The organism is Streptomyces sp. NPDC050704 (assembly GCF_040654355.1).
Classification (GTDB): domain Bacteria; phylum Actinomycetota; class Actinomycetes; order Streptomycetales; family Streptomycetaceae; genus Streptomyces.
This window is the reverse complement of sequence record NZ_JBFAHW010000010.1, coordinates 27,353-45,676: the sequence shown is the minus strand read 5'-3', so window position 1 is coordinate 45,676 and position 18,324 is coordinate 27,353. Positions and strand designations below refer to the sequence as shown.

Annotated in this window: 23 protein-coding genes, 1 tRNA gene and 1 pseudogene; 5 read left to right on the top strand and 20 right to left on the bottom strand. The window is 69.4% G+C overall.

Translation table 11 applies throughout. The annotated features are described in order from the left end of the window. Nucleotides 1-75: 75 nt before the first annotated feature. Together AB0I18_RS07700 and AB0I18_RS07695 are read right to left on the bottom strand one after the other, a co-directional pair. Nucleotides 76-2,673: an MFS transporter gene (locus AB0I18_RS07700; protein WP_363104469.1), complete on the bottom strand. Its 2,598-nt coding sequence runs from the start codon at nucleotides 2,671-2,673 to the stop codon at nucleotides 76-78. A 23-nt stretch (nucleotides 2,674-2,696) separates the two neighbouring features. Then, a complete protein-coding gene (locus tag AB0I18_RS07695; protein ID WP_363104468.1) occupies nucleotides 2,697-3,209 on the bottom strand; it encodes a MarR family transcriptional regulator in 513 nt (170 codons plus the stop codon). 325 nt (nucleotides 3,210-3,534) lie between these two features. Between AB0I18_RS07695 and AB0I18_RS07690 the strand changes: the two genes are divergently transcribed. Beyond that, entirely contained in the window at nucleotides 3,535-3,726 is a 192-nt protein-coding gene (locus AB0I18_RS07690) for a hypothetical protein (protein WP_363104467.1), read from the top strand. Between the two features lie 123 nt (nucleotides 3,727-3,849). On the opposite strand, the gene AB0I18_RS07685 is transcribed toward AB0I18_RS07690, so the two are convergent. Further along, nucleotides 3,850-4,236, bottom strand: coding sequence for a hypothetical protein (locus AB0I18_RS07685; RefSeq protein ID WP_363104466.1), 387 nt, complete (start codon nucleotides 4,234-4,236; stop codon nucleotides 3,850-3,852). Nucleotides 4,237-4,340: 104 nt separating this feature from the next. On the opposite strand from AB0I18_RS07685, the pseudogene AB0I18_RS07680 reads away from it, so the two are divergent. Continuing rightward, nucleotides 4,341-4,448, top strand: a pseudogene (locus AB0I18_RS07680) (DUF397 domain-containing protein); the annotation flags it as partial. A gap of 37 nt (nucleotides 4,449-4,485) precedes the next feature. Here AB0I18_RS07680 and AB0I18_RS07675 read toward each other — a convergent pair. From AB0I18_RS07675 to AB0I18_RS07645, 7 genes are all read right to left on the bottom strand, one after another. Continuing rightward, nucleotides 4,486-5,208, bottom strand: a complete 723-nt coding sequence (locus AB0I18_RS07675) for a hypothetical protein (RefSeq protein WP_363104465.1) — start codon at nucleotides 5,206-5,208, stop codon at nucleotides 4,486-4,488. Between the two features lie 115 nt (nucleotides 5,209-5,323). Next, the gene (locus AB0I18_RS07670) at nucleotides 5,324-6,223 is read right to left on the bottom strand and encodes an RNA polymerase sigma factor SigF (RefSeq protein ID WP_363104464.1); all 900 of its coding nucleotides are present in this window, start codon (nucleotides 6,221-6,223) and stop codon (nucleotides 5,324-5,326) included. A gap of 244 nt (nucleotides 6,224-6,467) precedes the next feature. Next, complete coding sequence (locus AB0I18_RS07665) at nucleotides 6,468-7,337, bottom strand: RNA polymerase sigma factor SigF (protein WP_363104463.1); 870 nt, start codon at nucleotides 7,335-7,337, stop codon at nucleotides 6,468-6,470. Nucleotides 7,338-7,576: 239 nt separating this feature from the next. Continuing rightward, nucleotides 7,577-7,870 carry a Dabb family protein gene (locus AB0I18_RS07660; RefSeq protein WP_363104462.1) on the bottom strand — a complete coding sequence of 98 codons (294 nt, stop codon included), beginning with the start codon at nucleotides 7,868-7,870 and terminating at the stop codon, nucleotides 7,577-7,579. 94 nt (nucleotides 7,871-7,964) lie between these two features. Further along, the gene (locus AB0I18_RS07655; RefSeq protein ID WP_363104461.1) at nucleotides 7,965-8,144 is read right to left on the bottom strand and encodes a hypothetical protein; all 180 of its coding nucleotides are present in this window, start codon (nucleotides 8,142-8,144) and stop codon (nucleotides 7,965-7,967) included. A 224-nt stretch (nucleotides 8,145-8,368) separates the two neighbouring features. Further along, on the bottom strand, nucleotides 8,369-8,794 hold the full coding sequence (locus tag AB0I18_RS07650) for a peptidoglycan-binding domain-containing protein (protein ID WP_363104460.1): 426 nt from the start codon (nucleotides 8,792-8,794) through the stop codon (nucleotides 8,369-8,371). 111 nt (nucleotides 8,795-8,905) lie between these two features. Then, nucleotides 8,906-9,376, bottom strand: coding sequence for a peptidoglycan-binding domain-containing protein (locus AB0I18_RS07645; protein WP_363104459.1), 471 nt, complete (start codon nucleotides 9,374-9,376; stop codon nucleotides 8,906-8,908). 313 nt (nucleotides 9,377-9,689) lie between these two features. Between AB0I18_RS07645 and AB0I18_RS07640 the strand changes: the two genes are divergently transcribed. Beyond that, complete coding sequence (locus AB0I18_RS07640; protein WP_363104458.1) at nucleotides 9,690-10,496, top strand: peptidoglycan-binding protein; 807 nt, start codon at nucleotides 9,690-9,692, stop codon at nucleotides 10,494-10,496. Next, nucleotides 10,493-11,362: a DUF2690 domain-containing protein gene (locus AB0I18_RS07635; RefSeq protein WP_363104457.1), complete on the top strand. Its 870-nt coding sequence runs from the start codon at nucleotides 10,493-10,495 to the stop codon at nucleotides 11,360-11,362. Before AB0I18_RS07640 ends, AB0I18_RS07635 begins: the two co-directional genes overlap by 4 nt. 2 nt (nucleotides 11,363-11,364) lie before the next feature. Here AB0I18_RS07635 and AB0I18_RS07630 read toward each other — a convergent pair whose 3' ends face one another. The 5 genes from AB0I18_RS07630 to AB0I18_RS07610 form a co-directional block, all read right to left on the bottom strand. After that, nucleotides 11,365-11,490, bottom strand: a complete 126-nt coding sequence (locus AB0I18_RS07630) for a hypothetical protein (protein WP_363104456.1) — start codon at nucleotides 11,488-11,490, stop codon at nucleotides 11,365-11,367. Nucleotides 11,491-11,655: 165 nt separating this feature from the next. Further along, nucleotides 11,656-11,743: transfer RNA gene (locus tag AB0I18_RS07625), tRNA-Ser, on the bottom strand. Nucleotides 11,744-11,828: 85 nt separating this feature from the next. Next, on the bottom strand, nucleotides 11,829-12,260 hold the full coding sequence (tadA, locus tag AB0I18_RS07620) for a tRNA adenosine(34) deaminase TadA (RefSeq protein WP_363104455.1): 432 nt from the start codon (nucleotides 12,258-12,260) through the stop codon (nucleotides 11,829-11,831). Between the two features lie 113 nt (nucleotides 12,261-12,373). After that, nucleotides 12,374-12,940, bottom strand: coding sequence for a hypothetical protein (locus tag AB0I18_RS07615; protein ID WP_363104454.1), 567 nt, complete (start codon nucleotides 12,938-12,940; stop codon nucleotides 12,374-12,376). 368 nt (nucleotides 12,941-13,308) lie between these two features. Beyond that, nucleotides 13,309-13,611 carry a hypothetical protein gene (locus AB0I18_RS07610; RefSeq protein ID WP_363104453.1) on the bottom strand — a complete coding sequence of 101 codons (303 nt, stop codon included), beginning with the start codon at nucleotides 13,609-13,611 and terminating at the stop codon, nucleotides 13,309-13,311. 192 nt (nucleotides 13,612-13,803) lie between these two features. On the opposite strand from AB0I18_RS07610, the gene upp reads away from it, so the two are divergent. Then, nucleotides 13,804-14,439: a uracil phosphoribosyltransferase gene (gene upp / locus AB0I18_RS07605; RefSeq protein WP_363104452.1), complete on the top strand. Its 636-nt coding sequence runs from the start codon at nucleotides 13,804-13,806 to the stop codon at nucleotides 14,437-14,439. Between the two features lie 77 nt (nucleotides 14,440-14,516). Here the strand turns inward: upp and AB0I18_RS07600 are convergent, their stop codons facing one another. The 5 genes from AB0I18_RS07600 to AB0I18_RS07580 form a co-directional block, all read right to left on the bottom strand. Next, nucleotides 14,517-15,170 (bottom strand): LytR C-terminal domain-containing protein, encoded by a 654-nt coding sequence (locus AB0I18_RS07600; protein ID WP_363104451.1) that lies wholly within the window; start codon nucleotides 15,168-15,170, stop codon nucleotides 14,517-14,519. Between the two features lie 132 nt (nucleotides 15,171-15,302). Beyond that, nucleotides 15,303-15,599 carry a type II toxin-antitoxin system VapB family antitoxin gene (locus AB0I18_RS07595; protein ID WP_003999914.1) on the bottom strand — a complete coding sequence of 99 codons (297 nt, stop codon included), beginning with the start codon at nucleotides 15,597-15,599 and terminating at the stop codon, nucleotides 15,303-15,305. 525 nt (nucleotides 15,600-16,124) lie between these two features. Continuing rightward, nucleotides 16,125-16,796: an HdeD family acid-resistance protein gene (locus tag AB0I18_RS07590; RefSeq protein ID WP_363104450.1), complete on the bottom strand. Its 672-nt coding sequence runs from the start codon at nucleotides 16,794-16,796 to the stop codon at nucleotides 16,125-16,127. 77 nt (nucleotides 16,797-16,873) lie between these two features. Next, the gene (locus AB0I18_RS07585) at nucleotides 16,874-17,467 is read right to left on the bottom strand and encodes an HhH-GPD-type base excision DNA repair protein (protein ID WP_363104449.1); all 594 of its coding nucleotides are present in this window, start codon (nucleotides 17,465-17,467) and stop codon (nucleotides 16,874-16,876) included. A gap of 78 nt (nucleotides 17,468-17,545) precedes the next feature. Then, entirely contained in the window at nucleotides 17,546-18,292 is a 747-nt protein-coding gene (locus tag AB0I18_RS07580) for a siderophore-interacting protein (protein ID WP_363104448.1), read from the bottom strand. Between the last annotated feature and the right edge of the window lie 32 nt (nucleotides 18,293-18,324).

The following is an 18,324-nucleotide window of genomic DNA, read 5'->3' as shown; positions in this document are numbered from 1 at the left end:
CCATGCGATGCGCGATGAAACCGGCCCGTGAAGCGCGCCTCCGCTCTGGACGCGTTTCACGGGCCGGGGTCCGAACTACTCGCCGGGGTGGGCGAGTTCGATGTCGTGGCCGTCGACGCCACGCCCGCTGACGGTCAGCGCCGTGGCCACCGGCGGGTACCCCGTCGCGATGACGGTGTACTCCCCGCTGTCCAGGTCGGCGAAGGCGTACGCCCCGTCCGCCCCGGTGGTGGCGGAGCCGACCACGTTGCCCGCCGCGTCGACGAGCGTGACCCGGGCGTCGCCCAGCGGCCCGCCCGGCGCCCGTACGACGCCGTGCACCCGTGCGCCGGAGCTGAGCTCGACCTCGACCCGGGTGACCCCGGTGCCGCCGACCTCCACCATCAGGGCGGAGGGCCGGTGCCCGGCGGCGTTCACCGCGACGGTCACGGGACCCGGAATCAGCTCGGCGAAGGTGAACTCGCCCTGCTCACCGGTGGTCCCGGTGGCCAGCACATCACCGCGCACATCCGTCACGATGACCATGGCACCCACGACCGGCTTCCCGCTGTCGGCGTCCTTCACCAGACCGCTGAGCCCGCTCGTGCCGCTCAGCAGGATGTCGTACGCGAGCGGCTCACCGTTCACGACGACCGTCGAGGCCTGCGGCTGGAACCCGTCGGCGGAGGCGATCAGCACGTACGAACCCGTGCCGGGCGCGTCCACCGCGTAGGCACCGTCGCCCTGCGCGACCGAGCGGCCCAGCTGACGGCCCGCGAGGGAGATCAGCGTGACGGCGGCCCGGGGCACGGGCGCGCTCTCGGCGCCGCGCACGAAACCGTGCACGGGGATCCCGCCGCTCCCGCCGCCGGGAGCGGACTCGTCGACGGCCACGGTGGCGACGGCGGCGAGCCGCTGCGTGCCGGTGCCGATGCCTTCGGGACCGGCTTCCGTCGAAGAGACCGAAGAGGCGTGCGAGTCCGGAGAGACCGAAGAGGCGGCGGCCCAGCTCGGCACCTTCTGCCCGGCCGGGACGGCAGCCTCGACCGGGGCGGCGCCCGCGGCCGCCGCCGGAGTCCCTGCTGTGCCTTCCGTGCCCTGCGCGGCCTGAGCCAGTCCGCCCTTGGTCCGCAGCGGGACCTCCTTGATGAAGAGGCAGACGAGAAGGGCGAGCAGCGCGGCCGGCGCGACGTAGAGGAACACGTCCGCGATGCCGTGGCCGTAGGCGCTCTCCACGAGCGTGCGGACCGGCCCCGGCAGCGAGTTCATGTCCGGGATGCTGCTGGACGAGCTGGAACCGGTGAGCGCGGCGGCGGACTTCGGGTCGAGGGCGGACGCCCCGTCCTTGACGTAGTCCGTGATCCGGTGGGCCAGTACCGCGCCGAAGGCGGAGACGCCCACCGCACTGCCCAGCGAGCGGAAGAAGTTCACCGTGGAGCTGGCGGCACCCAGGTCGCTGGGCTCCACCTGGTTCTGCGTGCACAGCACCAGGTTCTGCATCATCATGCCGACGCCGAGGCCCAGCAGGGCCATGAAGATCGAGACCCTCCAGTACGGGGTGTCGTACCGGATGGTGCCCAGCAGCCCGAGCCCGGCCGTCAGCAGCACACCGCCGGCGAGCAGCCAGCCCTTCCACCGGCCGGTCCGGGAGATGAACTGGCCGGAGACCGTGGAGGCGATGGCGAGGCCGGCGATCATCGGGATGGTCATGACGCCGGACATGGTCGGCGACTCGTCGCGGGCCAGCTGGAAGTACTGGCTGAAGAAGATGACGCCCACGTACATGGCGATGCCGACGAAGAGGGCGGCGATCGAGGCCAGCGTGATGGTGCGGTTGCGGAACAGCCGCAGCGGGATGATCGGTTCGCGCGCCTTCGTCTCGACGAGGACGAAGACCGCGAAGAGCACGACCGTGCCGCCGACCATCGCGTAGGTCTGCGTGGACACCCAGTCGTACTTGTCCCCGGCGAAGGTCACCCAGACCAGCAGCAGGGAGACCGCGGCGGTGATGAAGAAGGCGCCGGCCCAGTCGACCTTGGCCTCGCGCTTGAGGACCGGCAGGTGCAGGGTCTTCTGCAGCACGATCAGGGCTATCACGGCGAAGGGCACGCCGACGTAGAAGGTCCAGCGCCAGCCGAGCCAGCTGGTGTCGGTGATGACACCGCCGATCAGCGGGCCGCCGACCATTGCGGTAGCGAAGGTGGCGCCGAGGTAGCCGCTGTACCGGCCGCGCTCACGCGGGGAGATCATCGCCGCCATGATGATCTGGGCGAGCGCGGTCAGACCGCCCATGCCGATGCCCTGGATCGCGCGGCACGCGATGAGCATGCCGGTGTTCTGGGACAGGCCCGCCGCGGCCGAACCGGCCACGAAGATGACCAGGGCCAGCTGGACGAGCAGCTTCTTGGAGAAGAGGTCGGCGAGCTTGCCCCACAGCGGGGTGGACGCGGTCATCGTCAGGAGTGACGCGGTCACCACCCAGGTGTAGGCGCTCTGCCCGCCGCCGAGGTCGTTGATGATGTCGGGCAGGGCGTTGGACACGATCGTCGACGACAGGATCGCGACGAACATGCCGAGCAGCAGCCCGGTCAGCGCCTCCATGATCTGCCGGTGCGACATGGGAGCGCCGTCGTGGGCGCCTCCTCCGTGCTTGGCGTGTGAGCCCCGCACACCGGCTGGTGTGGTCGTAGCCATGGGCTTCCTTTTCCTGTGTTGCTTCATACGGGTGTACGGGTGGTCCGCTCGGTCGGCGTCGGCGTAGGTACCGATTTGGGCTTCGGCGCCGGTACTGCCGGCAGGGGCCGGCAGTCGCCGAAGCTGTCGCGCAGCCGTCCGAGCAGGGTGTTGAGCTGGTCGACCTCGTCGTCGGACCAGTCCGCCAAGTAGTGGGCGAGCGCGCTCATATAACGCTCGGAGAGCTCGGCGAGCATGTCCCGTCCGGCGGGGGTGAGCCGCAGGATGCGCGACCGCTTGTCGGCGGGGTCGGGGGACCGGTCGATCCAGCCGCGCTCCGCGACGTGCGCCACGTGCCGGCTCGTCACGGACATGTCGATGGCGAGCAGCTCCGCGAGCCGGCTCATCCGCATCTCGCCGTGCCGGTCGAGCAGCGTGAGCACCGCGGCGGACCCGGCGGGGCACTCGTGCGGGAGCACCCGGCCCAGGCCCCGCTTCACAGCGCCGATGGCACTGAGCTGCCGAGCCAGCTCCTCGTACTGACGCCGAGCGGCCATCGCACCTCCCTCTTCCACTGCTCCACTGTCCTCTTTGTTGCTTCAGGCAACCATAGAAACTGTTGGTTGTTGCAGGCAAATGAAAGTGGGGCGCCTAGGCCTAAAACCTTGGCAAAGGCAAGTATTGGCGAATGTAAACCTGCTGGTGGGCGCTGGTGGGCGCTGGTGGGCAGCCGGGAGCCGGGGAGCTCAAGGACCAGGCCGTTCAGCCCGACAGCGGGGGTCCGGGGCGGGCGGCCTCTGGGCGGATCCCCCGGGAAGGGGCACCCTCGCCCGGGGCCCCGCCACTTGGGTGACCCCCAAACATTCGCTAGGGTCCTGCCCCATGGCAAACACCCAGGGCCCCGAGGGCACCAACGACCCCGCGGGTAGCACCCAGATGTTCCGAGCGTTCGTCGACGACCCGCAGAGCCGTCAGCAGCAGGCAGCCCCCAAGGGTCCCAACATGGGCCTGATCATCGGCGTGATCGTGGCCGTCGTGATCGTGGCCGCGGTGGCCTGGCTCGCGCTGGCCTGACGCAGCGGTCTACCCGGCCACCCGGCACCACGCCGGCCGTCGGTACCGAGAGCAGCGCAGGGCGCCCGGAGGCTGTCGCCTTCCGAGCGCCCTCGGTGTCGTCGCGTTCGCGTGCCGAGCGGATCAGGCTTGGGCGGGGCCGCTCTCCGGGGCCTCGGAGTCCTCCGGGTCCTCGGAGAACAGGTCCTCGGCGTTGCTGACCGTGACGGCCTGGTCGAGCCAGCGGCCCAGCGCGTCGAAGTCGGTGCAGTCGGAAACGCGCTGGCGGATTTCATCCGGGACCGGGACGCCGCGCTTCTCCAGCACGCGCAGGATTGCCTTAGCTTCCCCCTTGGCTTCGCCGTCGGCCTTACCCTCCAGGTACGTCTCTTCGAAGAGGGTTCCCCGGCCCGGGAAGTTCGTGATGACCGACATCAGCTCTCTCCATTTCTTCCTGGCCGGAGTGTTCTCCAGACCGACTTCCAACACCTCGAACCAGTACTTGACGGTGGCCTTGTCGAACGACAGCAACCCGCGGGCCAGCGTTTCCAGTATGGCGGCGTTCTTCCTGCTTTCGTTGGCAGAAGTCGTCGTTCTCCGACGGGGGAGACGCCCCCAACTGCGTCGAGGTCGCCGCTCGCAGCGACGCCCTGCTTCTCCGCGAGAGCGAAGCCCCCGTCCACATACTCACCCTCACTCGCGAGGCGCTGGCCGGGTTGATACGTCGGGTGAAGTCCGGGTGACCCGAGAGGGGCCACCCCCGCCTGCCGGGCAGCGAGACTACTTCCACTTCACCTCGACGTCCTGAGTCTCGACGTGCATGCCCAGCGGTACGCGCCACGCCTCGACGCACACCGTCCAGGTCTTCTTCTCCTTCGCGCCCGGGGCGATCGGCGCGGGAAGCTTCTCGGTCGACTTGATGGTCGCCCAGTCGATTCCGAGGGCGCCGATGATGTGCGTTCCGAAGGTCACCGTGCCCGAACGCACCGTCGTGCCACCGGTGTTGTGGAAGCCGACCGTGACCTTCTCGCACCAGCGCTTGTCGGCGGGCTTCCGTTCCGGGTCGCCGACGGAGAGCGCGGCGGGCCCGGGCTCGGGCTCGGCGGGACGTGCTGGGGTGCCGGTCCCGGGGCCGGTGCCGGCTCCTGATCCAGGGCCGGAACTCCCGCTCGTGGGGCCCGAGTCGCCTCCGCTCGGAGACGTCGTACGACCGCTGCCAGGGGCTTCCGGTACGGCGGTCGCCCCGGACGCCGATGAGCCGCTCCCGCTTCCGGGGGCGTCGGTCGTCCCTGAACTGCCGGACTCCGCAGGTGAATTGGGTGCTGACGGGGCTGGCGTCGCCGACGGTTCCTTCAGCGGCACCAGCGCGACGTCTCCCGTGGGCGCCACCGCTCCGCTGGGCAGTGGGCGCTCCACTGCGACGTAACCGGGCGGCCCGTCGCTCCCGTTGCCGGAGGCGGCGAGCACTCCACCCACACAGACCACAGCCGCCGAGGCACCCACAAGGGCACCTCGGCGACCACGTATCGACTCTCGGCTCAACCGTCGACGCATCGCGCCAGTGTGGCTGACGACCCGTCAATTATGAACCCCTGGTCATGAACCCTCCGCGGAGCGCTCAGTCGGAGATGAGGCCTTCCCGCAGTTGGGACAGCGTCCGCGTGAGCAGCCGGGAGACGTGCATCTGCGAGATGCCGACCTCCTCGCCGATCTGCGACTGCGTCATGTTCGCGAAGAAGCGGAGCATGATGATCTGTCGCTCGCGGGGCGGCAGCTTGGCGAGCAGGGGCTTCAGGGACTCGCGGTACTCGACACCGTCCAGCGCGGTGTCCTCGTACCCGAGGCGGTCCGCGAGGGAGCCCTCGCCGCCGTCGTCCTCGGGGGCCGGCGAGTCCAGCGACGAGGCCGTGTACGCGTTGCCGACCGCGAGGCCGTCGACGACGTCCTCCTCGGACACGCCCAGCACGACCGCGAGTTCGGCGACCGTGGGCGAGCGGTCCAGCTTCTGCGAGAGCTCGTCGCTGGCCTTGGTCAGCGCGAGCCGCAGCTCCTGGAGGCGGCGCGGCACACGCACCGACCACGACGTGTCCCGGAAGAACCGCTTGATCTCGCCCACGATCGTCGGCATCGCGAACGTCGGGAACTCCACCCCGCGTTCGCAGTCGAAGCGGTCGATCGCCTTGATCAGGCCGATCGTGCCGACCTGGACGATGTCCTCCATCGGCTCGTTGCGCGACCGGAAACGGGCGGACGCGTAACGCACCAGCGGGAGGTTGAGCTCGATGAGTGTGTCCCGTACATAGGCACGCTCGGGGCTGTTCACGTCGAGTGCGGCGAGCCGCAGGAACAGGGAGCGGGACAGGGTGCGGGTGTCGATGACTTCCGGGGTCGGCGGGAAGGCCGGAGCCTCCGGGACCGGAACGGCCGGTCCATCGATAACGACACCGTGAAGCGCGTCGGGCGCCTGGTCGCTCTTCGTGAGCGTGAGCACCTTCGAGCTGCCCTGGTCTGCGGACATGCCACCCCCTTTGGGTCGCGGACGGTCGCGGCGGACGCTCCCGTCGAAGGAACGCAGCCTCCACCTGAATACCGGAGGTGGGGCTGCGGCAAACGCGTCACCGGAAGAATGTCACATGTCGGCAACACGCTGTAGTGACATGTCGACATGAAGAGGGTGAATAGGCCCTGGAAAACAGGGGTCTGACGGTTTTTCGACGTAGAAACGACGGGAAATGGCCTTCGGAGCGATTCGCTCTCGCGAGCTACGCCTCGATCCTGTTTGCGGATCGCAGCCGGGCGAAGCTTCGGGCCAGCAGCCTTGACACATGCATCTGGGAGACGCCCAGTTCGGCACTGATCTGTGACTGCGTCAGATTGCTGTAGTAGCGCAGCAGCAGGATGCGCTGCTCCCGTTCGGGCAGCTGGACGAGGAGGTGCCGTACGAGGTCGCGGTGCTCCACGCCGTCCAGCGCCGGGTCCTCGAAGCCGAGCCGGTCGAGCAGCCCGGGCAGTCCGTCGCCCTCCTGGGCGGCCTCCAGTGAGGTCGCGTGGTAGGAGCGTCCGGCCTCGATGCAGGTCAGGACCTCCTCCTCGGTGATCCGCAGCCGCTCGGCGATCTCACCGGTGGTGGGGATCCGCCCGAAGGCCGTCGTCAGGTCCTCGGTCGCGCTGTTCACCTGCACCCACAACTCGTGCAGCCGGCGCGGTACGTGGACCGTGCGGACGTTGTCGCGGAAGTACCGCTTGATCTCGCCGATGACCGTGGGCATCGCGAAGGTCGGGAACTGCACGCCCCGGTCCGGGTCGAAGCGGTCGATGGCGTTGATCAGCCCGATGGTCCCGACCTGGACGACGTCCTCCATGGGCTCGTTGCGGCTGCGGAAGCGGGCGGCGGCGTACCGGACGAGCGGGAGGTTGGCCTCGATCAGCGCGGCCCGCACACGGCCGTGCTCGGGGCTGCCCGGCACGAGGTCCTTGAGCCTGCCGAAGAGCACCTGCGTCAGGGCCCGGGTGTCGGCGCCGCGGCGCCGCTGCGGGCCGGGTTCCTGGGGGCCGTCGGGCTCGTCGAGCCTTTCGACCTCCTGTGGCTTCTGCTGCTGGGGCGGTGCTTGAGGCGCAGTACTGGCCGGCACGGTCAACTCCACCTCTGGGTCCGTCAACCCGTCAAAATTCAGGTCCGTACGAAATCCGTCAAACGAAAGCGTCAACTCATCTGTCAAAAGCGGTCATAGCATCACAAGACATGTGCACTGTGTGCAAGCACCGCATAACACCGTGTTGAGCGTGAGTTGGGACCGGGGAGGCGGGTCCGAGGCGCGAAACAGCCCCCCGCCGTTCAGGCGAGGGGCCGCGGGAGAGCGTGTGGGGCGGCTCAGAACTCGTAGTCGGCGATCACCCACGTGGCGAACTCCCGCCACAGCGCGACGCCCGCCTGGTGCGCCGGGTGCTCGATGTACCGCTTGAGCGCGTCCGTGTCCTCGACCGCCGAGTTGATCGCGAAGTCGTACGCGATGGGGCGGTCGGTGATGTTCCAGTCGCACTCCCAGAACTTCAGTTCGGGAATCTGCCCGTCGAGAGCGCGGAAGGCGGCGACGCCCTCGACGACACGTGGATCGTCGCGCTCGACGCCCTCGTTGAGCTTGAAGAGGACCAGGTGGCGGATCAAGGGCACTCCCAGGGGACGCGGCGGCGACCGCTCACCTCGGCTCCAGTCCTTGGTTCCGGGCTTCGGCGCCAGTCCTCGGTGCCAGTCCTCGGTACTAGTCCTTGGCCCCGTTGGCGATCCAGGTCATGAAGTCACCGACGGCCTGAGCGGCATTCGAAATGCCCTCGAACCCTATCTGGACGTAGTCGGCGGCCTTGCCGGGGTCGGTGATGATCACGTACAGCACGAAGACCACGACCACGTACATGGCGAGCTTCTTCGAATTCACCGCCATCGCGGCCTCCCCCTGTGCCTGTCATGCCCGTTGGGGCCCCTGTTGCCGGCGGTGAGTGTAACCCGATCACTTGTCCGACCCTTTTTTCAAGCCCCACCGCGGCCGTACCGGGAAGGACCGAGGGCGGAAGGACCGAGGGCGGAACGCACGAAGGAGAGGCCGGCTCGGTGGAGTCGGCCCCTCCTTGCGTCGGCTTTCCGCAGTCAGCCCGGCGTCGGGCTGCGTCAGATCCTGCTGCAGCCGCTGATGCCCCAGTGCTTCATGACCTCTCGGGTCTGAGGGCCGTAGTAGCCGTCGGCGTCGGCTTCCCCGAGGTAGGTCACCTGGATGGATTCGACGGCGAGGAAGGTCTCTCTGCCGTAGTAGCCGTCGACGGCAAGATTGAAGTTGTGGCAGTTGTTCAGGCTGGTCTGGAGGACTTTCACGGCCTCGTTGGACTTGCTGGGGTTGAGGACGAGGTTGCAGTTCAGGATGGGTGTCGGCTGTCCGTAGGCGGGAACCTTGTGCCCACTGACGTTCTTGTACGTGTTGCAGGTCGGGTAGGCGCCAGCCGCCGCGGCTGAGGGCGCAAGGGCCATACCGGAAAGGACGGCGGTGGCGAGTGCGCCGGCGGTGGCGGCGAGACGAGCCGTGGTCGGGCGAGAGCGCATGGTTCCTTCACTTTCCGTGCGTGATGGTGAGTGGCGTCGGGACACGGCACGCGGCCCGCCCTCCCCTCAGGGGAGGGCGGGCCGCGGCGTGTGCGCGGTGGGCGGGTCGGCTCAGCAGCGGTCAGTGCGGGCGAAGTCCCAGAACGCGGCCTTGGTCGCCGGTCCGGCGATCCCGTCGACGTCAAGGTTGTAGTCGTCGCCGGTGTATTGGCCGATCCAGTTCAGGAAGCTCTGCAGCCCCATGATCGTGTTGGGTCCGACGATTCCGTCGATGGAATCGTCGTAGTAGTCGAGGTCCCTGAACAGTCGCTGCGCCGCCTTCCAGCTGTCCGTGCCCAGCTCCCCGTCGATCGTGCCGGGGCTGTACTCGGCGCCCACGGTGCGCAGGTAGCACTGCCAGCTCTTCGCATGGGCGGTGTCCAGCCCCAGGTTGACCACCGCGAGCGTGCCGACCTCGGCGCTCGCCGCCTGCTGCTGGGCCGACGCGGGAGCCGCCATGGCCGTGCCCGCGGTCGCCAGGCCGCTGGCGGCGATCCCGACCGCGGCCGTGACACTGACGAGTGCCTTCGTGAGAGCTCGCATGCTGTTCCCCTCGTTTGACGTGCGATGTGAAGAAGCCGACCGCAGCGGCCGGTTCCGCAACGAGACTGCGGGCTCGGCGAGATGTTCGGCCACAGGTGCCGCGGAAGTGACCTCATCCCGGGACATCCCGCGCGCTGACCTGCTGAGATGCCGCCCGCCGAGTCCCTGCGGCGGGACTGTGACGAGAGGGGGGATGGCTGGTTCCGAGCCGGGGCGGGGTCGCGGCAGGGCGGGGTCCCCGTGACGGCTGGTGCAGAATGAGACCGGGACACAGGGGCCGGGACCGCGGCCCCCAACGCGAGTGGGGGGAAGCGTGTCGCGCTGGAAGGAACTGCCCGCAGAACTGCATCCACACGTCCACCAGTTGATCGTGCGACTGCGCAGGCTGAAGGACCACGGCGAACTGAGCACGCGGCAACTGGCCGCGAAGACCGGGTACAGCGCGAAGTCGTGGCAGCGGTATCTGAACGGCAGGTCTCTGCCGCCCCGGGAGGCCGTCGAAGCGATGGCCCGCATCGGCGGTGACGATCCGGCCCGGCTGCTGGTGATGCACGAGATCGCCGCCCAACGCTGGGCGGAGGGAAGGGCGGTCGCCACCGACACCCCCGACGCCCCCGAGGGCTTCGCCGCGACACCGGAACACACGCCCGCGGAGCAGCAGCCGTACGGGCGCCACCTGCGCGCCGCGGTCACGGCGGGAGCCGTGGTCACGGTGCTGTCCGTCTCCGCGGCACTCCTGCTGGCCATGCGGCTCACCGAGGCCCGTGCCCAGCTCGCGCACGACCGCAGCGATGCTCTCGTGACAGCCCCGGCCACCGTGTCGGAGTCCCTGGTGCCGGTCATCTACACCTGCCGCCTTGAGCAGCGTGACGGCCGCTGGTCCGCGGGCCTGAGCCGGAACACGGACATCCTCCTGTCCAACACCCATGTGGGGCTCGAAGTGGCCGAGGCGCAGTGCCTGCTGCGCCGGGCGGGCACTGCGCCAGGGGAGATCGACGGCGTCTTCGGCCCGAAGACGCGGCGAGCGGTCGAGCACATGCAGAAGCAGAACGGGCTGATCGTGAACGGAGTCATCGACCCGCCCACCTGGCAGGCCCTGCGGGAGGCGGACCCGAAGTGACCGCGGAACACACCCGGCTGGCCGCGGCGCTGCGGGAGCTGCGGGCCGGTGCGGGGCTGAGCCTGGCGGCGCTGGCGGAACGGACGCCGTACAGCAAGTCCTCGTGGGAGCGTTACCTCAACGGCAAGAGCCTGCCTCCGCGCCAGGCCGTACGGGAACTGTGCCGGCTCGCCAACGAACCGGACGGGCGGCTGCTGGCCCTGTGGGAGATCGCCGAGGCGCACTGGAGCGGACGCGCGGTGGCCCCCGCACCCGCCCCTGCCACGGACGAGTCGCCGCGGCCACATCCTCAGGAGGCACCAACGCCCGCCGGGACCGGGCGGCGGCGACTTGGCGGGAGAAGGCTCCTGGTGGTGCTGGCATCGGCGTACACCGTGATCGTCGGTGGTGTTGCGGTCCTGCTGTTCCTCCTGCTGCCGGACTCGAAGGCTCAGGAGGACGAACCGCTACCGGCCTCCGTCCCGTTCTCCCTCGCTCCCCAGTGCCACGGAGCCGCCTGCGAGGGCCGGGACCCGATGCGCCTGATCTGCGGCATCGGCCCCGACACCCTCGCCTCGTACCGCACGGCCACCGGCGCCCACATCGAGCTGCGCCACAGCAAGAAGTGCGGTGCGAGCTGGGCCCGGACCTGGGGGACCGAGATCGGCGACCGGGTGGACGTCACGGCAGGCGGCCCGACCCACGACGTGCGCATCAAGAACAAGGACGACGCGGCAACCTTCATCTATACCGAGATGACCGAAGTCCGTCCCGGCAGCACCGTCCGGGCCTGCTTCCGGCCCGCGTCGGCCGACGGCGAACGGGAGTGCGTCGAGGCCCGCGTGGGCGAGGCCGCCACCACGACCCGGCCGCCCTCACCGCAGTAGCGTCAGGCCCTGGGCGCCTCGATGCCGAAGTCCTCCGCCGGCACGCGGCGGGCCTCCTCCTCGTCCGTCAGCTTCAGCTCGGTGACTGTGCTGAAGGCGCGGGCAGAGGCCTCCTCTCTCGGGCCCACGGCCGTAGCGACAGCGCTCGCAGATCCCTCCGTGGGAGGGCGTAACGCGCTTGGCGTGCGGGGCAGTTGTCCTCTCGGCGTCTCCCGTGCGGCACGGTGGTGAGGTGTGTGCCGTATGCAAAACACCCCTCCAAACCACGTTTCCGTAGCTCAGAGGGGTGTTATTGGCGGTAGCGGAGGGATTTGAACCCTCGGTGACTTGCGCCACACTCGCTTTCGAGGCGAGCTCCTTCGGCCGCTCGGACACGCTACCGAGAGAGATCCTAGCCCACGTTGGGCCGTGCTTCGAAATCGGTATTCGGCCGCTGGTTCAGGGGCCGGGTGAGTGGCCGGCCGGGTCAGCGGCCGCGGAAGAACTCCGTGAGCGGCCGGGCGCACTCCTCGTCGAGCACGCCGGTGATCACCTCGGGCCGGTGGTTGAGCCGCCGGTCGCGTACGACGTCCCAGAGGGACCCGGCCGCGCCGGCCTTCTCGTCGCGGGCGCCGTAGACGACACGGTCGAGACGGGACTGCACGATCGCGCCCGCGCACATCGTGCAGGGTTCGAGGGTCACGACGAGCGTGCAGCCGGTGAGCCGCCACTCCCCGAGCTCGGCCGCGGCCCGGCGAATGGCGAGCACCTCGGCGTGCGCGGTCGGATCGCCGGTCGCCTCACGTTCGTTGTGACCGGTGGCGAGCACCGTCGTGCCGTCCGGGGACAGCACGACGGCGCCGACGGGGACGTCCCCGCCCAGGACGGCCTGTGCGGCTTCGTCCAGGGCGAGTCGCATCGCCGCCCGCCAGCGGTCTCGTACGGGGTCCTGGTCCGGGTCCTGGCCTTGGTCCCGGCCTTGGCTTTGGTTCTGGCCTTGGCCTTGGCCTTGGTTCTGGGCCTCCGGAGTGTTCAGCGGACGGTCTCCAGGACCTCCGCGGCCCCCAGGAAATCGGCGATCTCGTTGACCGCGTCGGTGCTGTTCAGGGCCAGCAGCTCCTTCTCGTTCACGCCGAGGTCGGCGAGGACCTCGCGGTCTCCGATGGGTCCGGACGGCACGGCCTCGCCCGTGGGGGCGACGACGTCCTCGTCGTCGGCGTCGTCCTCCTCGGGTTCACCGTCCTCCGTGCCGTCGAGGTCGAGGGAGTCCAGGTCGGCGACGACGTCGTCGCCGGGCTCCCTTCCGAGCAGTTCGTCGGTGAGCAGGATCTCGCCGTACGAGCTGCGGGCAGCGGCTGCGGCGTCCGAGACGTAGATGCGAGGGTCCTCCTCGCCGTCCAAGCGGACGACGCCGAACCAAGCGTCCTCCTGCTCGATGAGTACGAGCACCGTGTCGTCCTCGACCGCGGCCTCACGTGCCAGGTCGGTCAGATCCGACAGGGTCTCCACATCGTCGAGCTCTGTGTCGCTCGCTTCCCACCCGTCTTCGGTGCGCGCGAGCAGTGCGGCGAAGTACACCGTGACTCTCCCACTGGTCATAGGCGTGCCGGTTGGGGGTCCCCCCGGCGGAGGTTGTGGGCGGGGAGTGCAGCGCCGAGCCCCGCCCACTCGGAATCGTGGCAGAAACAGAGCGTTCAGGAGAGGTCTTCGGCTCGCTGTGTCCCGGTCGCGTCGCCGCGGCCGTACGCGTGGGGCGCGTGTCACGACACCGCATGGCCTCACCTGGGTGCTCCGCACCCACCGACAGCGGGATCGTACGCCGCCGGGACCTCCGGTTCGTGCGCGGCTGTCCGGTGGGATGCGGGCGGTCGTGCGGACGCGGCTGTACGTGGGGGTGGGCAGGTTGCCTGGTGGCGGGCGTGCGCGCTGGTTCGCGGCGGTCTGTGCGGGTCCGCGCCCTTACGTGGCTACCAGCGGAACGTGCGCATACGCATGGCGTGGCGCAGCCGGGCCGCCTTGGCCCGCCGCGGCTGCACCCGGTCGCGCAGTTCCCGCGCCTCCGTGAGCTCCCGAAGGAACTGGGCCCGCCGGCGGCGCCGCTCGGCGTCGGTCTCCTGGGAGTCGGCGGGCCGGTCGGGCTCCGGCTGTGGGGCTGTGGCATCGGGCCTGGTGGCTGCGGGTGGGGTGGTCGCCGGGTCGGGCGAGTCCCGGGCCGTGGGGCGGGCGGTGGGGCCCCGCCAAGGAGGGCCGTTCGAATGTGTATGCCGCATAGGTCACCACCCCAGTCCGTCCCTCCCACTTTCCCTCTGACGGGCGGTTTGATGCCAGTTGGAGTAATGGTCGGAGTATTAGCCGGAGTGATCTGGAGTGATCCGGAGTGATGGGGGCGGGGCGAATCCCTCTCCAAGGGGGTGGTGGTGGGCGACGGGGCGGGCGGGGAGAGCCCGGATACCCTGGGCGGCATGCGCCTCCACGTCGTCGACCATCCTCTGGTCGCTCATAAGCTCACCACGCTGCGCGACCGCCGCACCGAGTCCTCGACCTTCCGGCGGCTCGCCGACGAACTGGTCACCCTGCTCGCCTACGAGGCCACGCGGGACGTGCGCACCGAACAGGTCGACATCGAGACCCCGGTGTCCGGCACCACGGGCGTCAAGCTGTCCTACCCGCGTCCCCTGGTCGTACCGATCCTGCGGGCCGGGCTCGGCATGCTCGACGGCATGATGCGCCTCCTGCCGACCGCCGAGGTCGGTTTCATGGGCATGGTCCGCGACGAGGAGACGCTTCAGGCGTCCACGTACGCGACCCGGATGCCGGAGGACCTCTCCGGCCGCCAGGTGTACGTCCTCGACCCGATGCTCGCCACCGGCGGCACCCTCGTCGCGGCGATCCAGGAGCTCATCAAGCGCGGTGCCGACGATGTGACGGCCGTGGTGCTCCTTGCCGCGCCGGAGGGCGTCGAGGTCATGGAGCGTGACCTGGCGGGTACGCCGGTGACGGTCGTGACGGCATCGGTCGACGAGCGGCTCAACGAGCACGGGTACATCGTTCCCGGGCTGGGGGATGCGGGCGACCGGATGTATGGGGCGGCCGAGTAGGCATCTTCTGCTGCTCGTTGCTGCTCGTTGCTCGTAGCTGCTTGTGCCAGGAGTCTGGTGCTGGTGTGGCGGGCTCGTTAGCAGCTCTTGTTCGTCGCTGAGGGCGTCGGTTTGGGCTTGGCCAAAGTGGTCAGGACCTTGTCGGCGTCCTCTTTCTTTGTCAGTGCCTTGAAAGCGGTGCCGAGGACGAGGTCGACCTCGGCGGGCTTCGTGCGGTTGTCGGTCTTCAGCTCAGCCCCGGTGAGCTGTGTGCCGAGGACGGGCAGCGCGGCGTCGGCTGCCGCCTTGGCGCCGAGCACTATGCCGGGGCCTGGGACCTTCTTGTCGTACGTCTTCGGTGCGTTGCCCACTTCGCCGACCTTGAAGCCGCGTTTCTTCAGCTCGTCCGCGGTGTCCTTGGCGAGGCCGCTGCGGGGGGTGGCGTTGAGGACGTTCACGGTGATCTGGCCGGGCTTGGGCAGGGCCTTGGCCGGGCTCGCGGACGGGGAGGGCGAGGGGGAGGGTGAGGTTTTGCAGTCCGGTGCCGGGCCTGCTGCCGAGGCCTTGTCGCCGCCGCCCGTGAAGACATCGATGAGCTGCAGCGTTCCCCAGCCGATCAGTCCGAGTGCGGTGAGGGAGGCGACGACCGCGAGCGCGATCCTGCGGCGCCCCCGGTTTCTGCGCATCCGTGGGTACTTGTCCCCCGTGATCCGATACTGGCCGCCCATGCCAGGGGGAGTGAGCATGCTCATGGGCGCAGCGTAGTGCGCCTGGGCGGCGATGCCTACTAGATGATCATTGCCCGGGACTCAGTCCAACCCGAAAGGCTCAACCGGTGGGGTGTTCCTGGGCAGCCCTGGGCTACTGGTGAGCTGTTGGTGGGCTCAGTCCAGCTCTAGTACGCGGGCGTGGAGGACCTGGCGCTGTTGGAGCGCGGCGCGGACGGCTCGGTGCAGGCCGTCTTCCAGGTACAGGTCGCCCTGCCACTTCACGACGTGCGCGAAGAGGTCGCCGTAGAACGTGGAGTCCTCGGCGAGCAGTGTTTCCAGGTCGAGCTGGCCCTTGGTCGTCACGAGTTGATCGAGGCGGACCGGGCGCGGTGCGACGTCCGCCCACTGCCGGGTGCTTTCCCGGCCGTGGTCGGGGTACGGCCGGCCGTTTCCGATGCGCTTGAAGATCACACGGAAAGCCTACCGGGCATGTGCTTCTGGGCGCAGCCAAGGTGGGGGAGTGTGGGGCGGGAAATTATGCCGCAAGTGTGGGTTAACTGGGAGTAAGTGGGGTGAAGCGCGTGACAATACCCTGGGTGATGTTTGTGTGCGGTGTGTTTGTCTGCGGGTTGGGTGGGGGCTGGTCGCGCAGTTCCTCGCGCCCCTGGGTGTGTGGGTGGGCGGTGCCGCGACGGGATATCCGATCGCCGCTCTGGGATATTCGGTCATGGCATGTTGCCGCGGCGATCGGACACCCCGACACGACCCCTCACGCCGGAAGGCCGACAGCGGCCCGGTGGGGGAACCTGTTCCGACCCCGGCCTCGTCTTTTGTCTTTTAGGGGCGCGGGGAACTGCGCACCCAGCCCCCACCGGGCCCGCAGTGATCACACCGTCCCAAGGCCCCCGGTCTTTCGTCTTTTCAGGGGCGCGGGGAACTGCGCGATCGGCCCCCACCGGGCCCGCAGGCTGCGAGCCAACGCGAACCCCCGGCCTCTCAGAGCGGCCGTGGAACGTACCGCGCACGTTTGCGCAGCTGGATGGCTGTGATTAGTTCGGTCAGGCCGAGGGCGAGGAGCCAGCAGCCGCCGACCGTGGTGAGGATGGCGATCGACTCGAAGGGGGAGACGATCAGGACGACGCCGGCGAGGAAACTGAGGATGCCGAGCAGGATCTGCCAGCCGCGGGCCGGCATCGAGGGGTCGGACGCGGCGGCCAGGGTCTGGGTGACGCCGCGGAACAGCCAGCCGATGCCGACCCACAGCGCCAGCAGCAGGATCGACTGCATTGCCCCGCGGAAGCAGAACAGGCCCAGCAGGATCGACAGCGCGCCGCTGATGAAGGCCATGACGCGCAAAGATGTCGCCGTGTGCGTGCCGAAGGCGGAGACCAGTTGGAGTACGCCGCTGAAGACCAGGTAGAGGCCGAAGAGCACGCCCGTCGCGAGCAGCGTCGCCTTCGGCCACACCAGCACCATGACGCCCAGCGCGAGGGCCGCGATTCCCGCCACCAGGACGGCCTGCCAGGCCGCGCGGGTGAGGAGGTTCAGGGGGTCTTCGGGCCCGCCCGCCCGGTCGGTCCGGTCGGGCCGGTGGGGGGCGCGCGTCGCGTGGATCCGGCGGTCGTCGTATTCGGGTCCCCAGGGGGGTCCGCTCGGTACCTCGGCCATGCCTCATGCTCGGTCGTCGGCGGCAGCCCTGCCACTCGGGACGGGGAGGAGGCTGACCCTCCTCCCATACGCCGCCCTTACTTGCCGGAGGCTTTCGTTGCCTTGGCTGCCGCCTTCATTTCCTGTTTGTGGGCCCGTACCTTCGTCAGCGACTCCGGGCCTGTGATGTCGGCGACCGAGCGGAAGGACTTCGCCTCGCCGTACGCGCCGGCGGCCTCGCGCCAGCCCTTCGGCCGTACGCCGAGCTGTTTGCCGAGGAGGGCGAGGAAGATCTGGGCCTTCTGGGTGCCGAAGCCGGGGAGTTCCTTGAGGCGGCGGAGGAGCTCCTCGCCCGTCGCCACGCCCTCCCAGACCGCGGCCGCGTTCCCGTCGTAGTGGTCGACGAGGTACTGGCACAGCTGCTGGATCCGCTTGGCCATCGAACCGGGATAGCGGTGCACGGCGGGCTTCGCGGACAGCAGCGCGGCGAAGGCCTCGGGGTCGTACGCCGCGATCTCGTGCGCGTCCAGGTCGTCCGTGCCGAGGCGCTGGGTGATGGTGTGCGGGCCCGCGAACGCCCACTCCATCGGGACCTGCTGGTCCAGCAGCATCCCGGTGAGTGCGGCCAGCGGACTGCGGCCGAGGAGTTCGTCGGCTTCGTGCTGCTGAGCGAGGTGAAGGGTCACGTCCATACCTCGATGATCGCCCGGGGCGGACGCGTACGCGCGCGGCGGCTCGGCCATCGGTTCTCGGCTATCGGTTGTCGGTTCTCACTTCTCCCGCCAGTACCCCAGCGCGCTCATCCGCTGCTTCGGCACCGACAGCTCCTTGCGGAAGTATCCGGCGAGGTTCCGGGTGGTGGCCGTGTCCGTGGCTATCCAGACGTACGTTTCCGCCGGGTTCCGGTCCTTCAGGAGCTCGGGGAGGGCCGCGCGCACCTGGGAGACGAGGTGGGCGCCGGAGCCGAGCCTGGGCACCGTACGCAGGTCGTGGCGGGACGGGTCGGTGCGCAGGGGCAGTCCGTCCGTGCCGTGGTCAGTCTCCAGCCAGATTGTGGCCGGTGCCGAACCCACCGCGTCGATGAGGGAGTTGAGCGCGGGCAGCGACGCCGGGTCGCCGATCGCGAAGACGTGCGAGGGTTCGGGCTCGGGCCATTGGAAGCTCGAACCCTGGACCGTCGCCTCGATGGTGTCCCCGGGCTTCGCCGCCCGCGCCCAGTCACTGGCGCGCCCCTCGTGGAGCGCGAACTCAAGGCTGAAGGTGCCGGCCGCCGGATCCGGGTCGACGAGCGTGTAGCACCGCTGATGCGGTTTGCCCGCGTGGTCGAACCACAGCCGTACGAACATCGTCGGGTGGACGCCGGTCGCGGCGAGCATCCCGCCGTCGGTGAGGTGCAGGCGCCGGTAGTGCTCGGTGACCTGCTCGGATCCCGTGACCGTGAAGAGGAAGTCCCTGCCGCGGAACAGCTTGAGGAGCGCGCCCTCCCAGCCGTGTCCCCGTCCCTGCCCCTGTCCCATGCGCCCACCTTCCGTACGACCACTGTCGCAGT

Coding starts and splice junctions, on each gene's coding strand:
- AB0I18_RS07700 (WP_363104469.1), bottom strand. CDS start 2,673: ATGGCTACGACCACACCAGCCGGTGTGCGGGGCTCACACGCCAAGCAC.
- AB0I18_RS07695 (WP_363104468.1), bottom strand. CDS start 3,209: ATGGCCGCTCGGCGTCAGTACGAGGAGCTGGCTCGGCAGCTCAGTGCC.
- AB0I18_RS07690 (WP_363104467.1), top strand. CDS start 3,535: ATGGCAAACACCCAGGGCCCCGAGGGCACCAACGACCCCGCGGGTAGC.
- AB0I18_RS07670 (WP_363104464.1), bottom strand. CDS start 6,223: ATGTCCGCAGACCAGGGCAGCTCGAAGGTGCTCACGCTCACGAAGAGC.
- AB0I18_RS07655 (WP_363104461.1), bottom strand. CDS start 8,144: ATGGCGGTGAATTCGAAGAAGCTCGCCATGTACGTGGTCGTGGTCTTC.
- AB0I18_RS07650 (WP_363104460.1), bottom strand. CDS start 8,794: ATGCGCTCTCGCCCGACCACGGCTCGTCTCGCCGCCACCGCCGGCGCA.
- AB0I18_RS07645 (WP_363104459.1), bottom strand. CDS start 9,376: ATGCGAGCTCTCACGAAGGCACTCGTCAGTGTCACGGCCGCGGTCGGG.
- tadA (WP_363104455.1), bottom strand. CDS start 12,260: ATGCGACTCGCCCTGGACGAAGCCGCACAGGCCGTCCTGGGCGGGGAC.
- AB0I18_RS07615 (WP_363104454.1), bottom strand. CDS start 12,940: ATGACCAGTGGGAGAGTCACGGTGTACTTCGCCGCACTGCTCGCGCGC.
- AB0I18_RS07610 (WP_363104453.1), bottom strand. CDS start 13,611: ATGCGGCATACACATTCGAACGGCCCTCCTTGGCGGGGCCCCACCGCC.
- upp (WP_363104452.1), top strand. CDS start 13,804: ATGCGCCTCCACGTCGTCGACCATCCTCTGGTCGCTCATAAGCTCACC.
- AB0I18_RS07600 (WP_363104451.1), bottom strand. CDS start 15,170: ATGAGCATGCTCACTCCCCCTGGCATGGGCGGCCAGTATCGGATCACG.
- AB0I18_RS07590 (WP_363104450.1), bottom strand. CDS start 16,796: ATGGCCGAGGTACCGAGCGGACCCCCCTGGGGACCCGAATACGACGAC.
- AB0I18_RS07585 (WP_363104449.1), bottom strand. CDS start 17,467: ATGGACGTGACCCTTCACCTCGCTCAGCAGCACGAAGCCGACGAACTC.
- AB0I18_RS07580 (WP_363104448.1), bottom strand. CDS start 18,292: ATGGGACAGGGGCAGGGACGGGGACACGGCTGGGAGGGCGCGCTCCTC.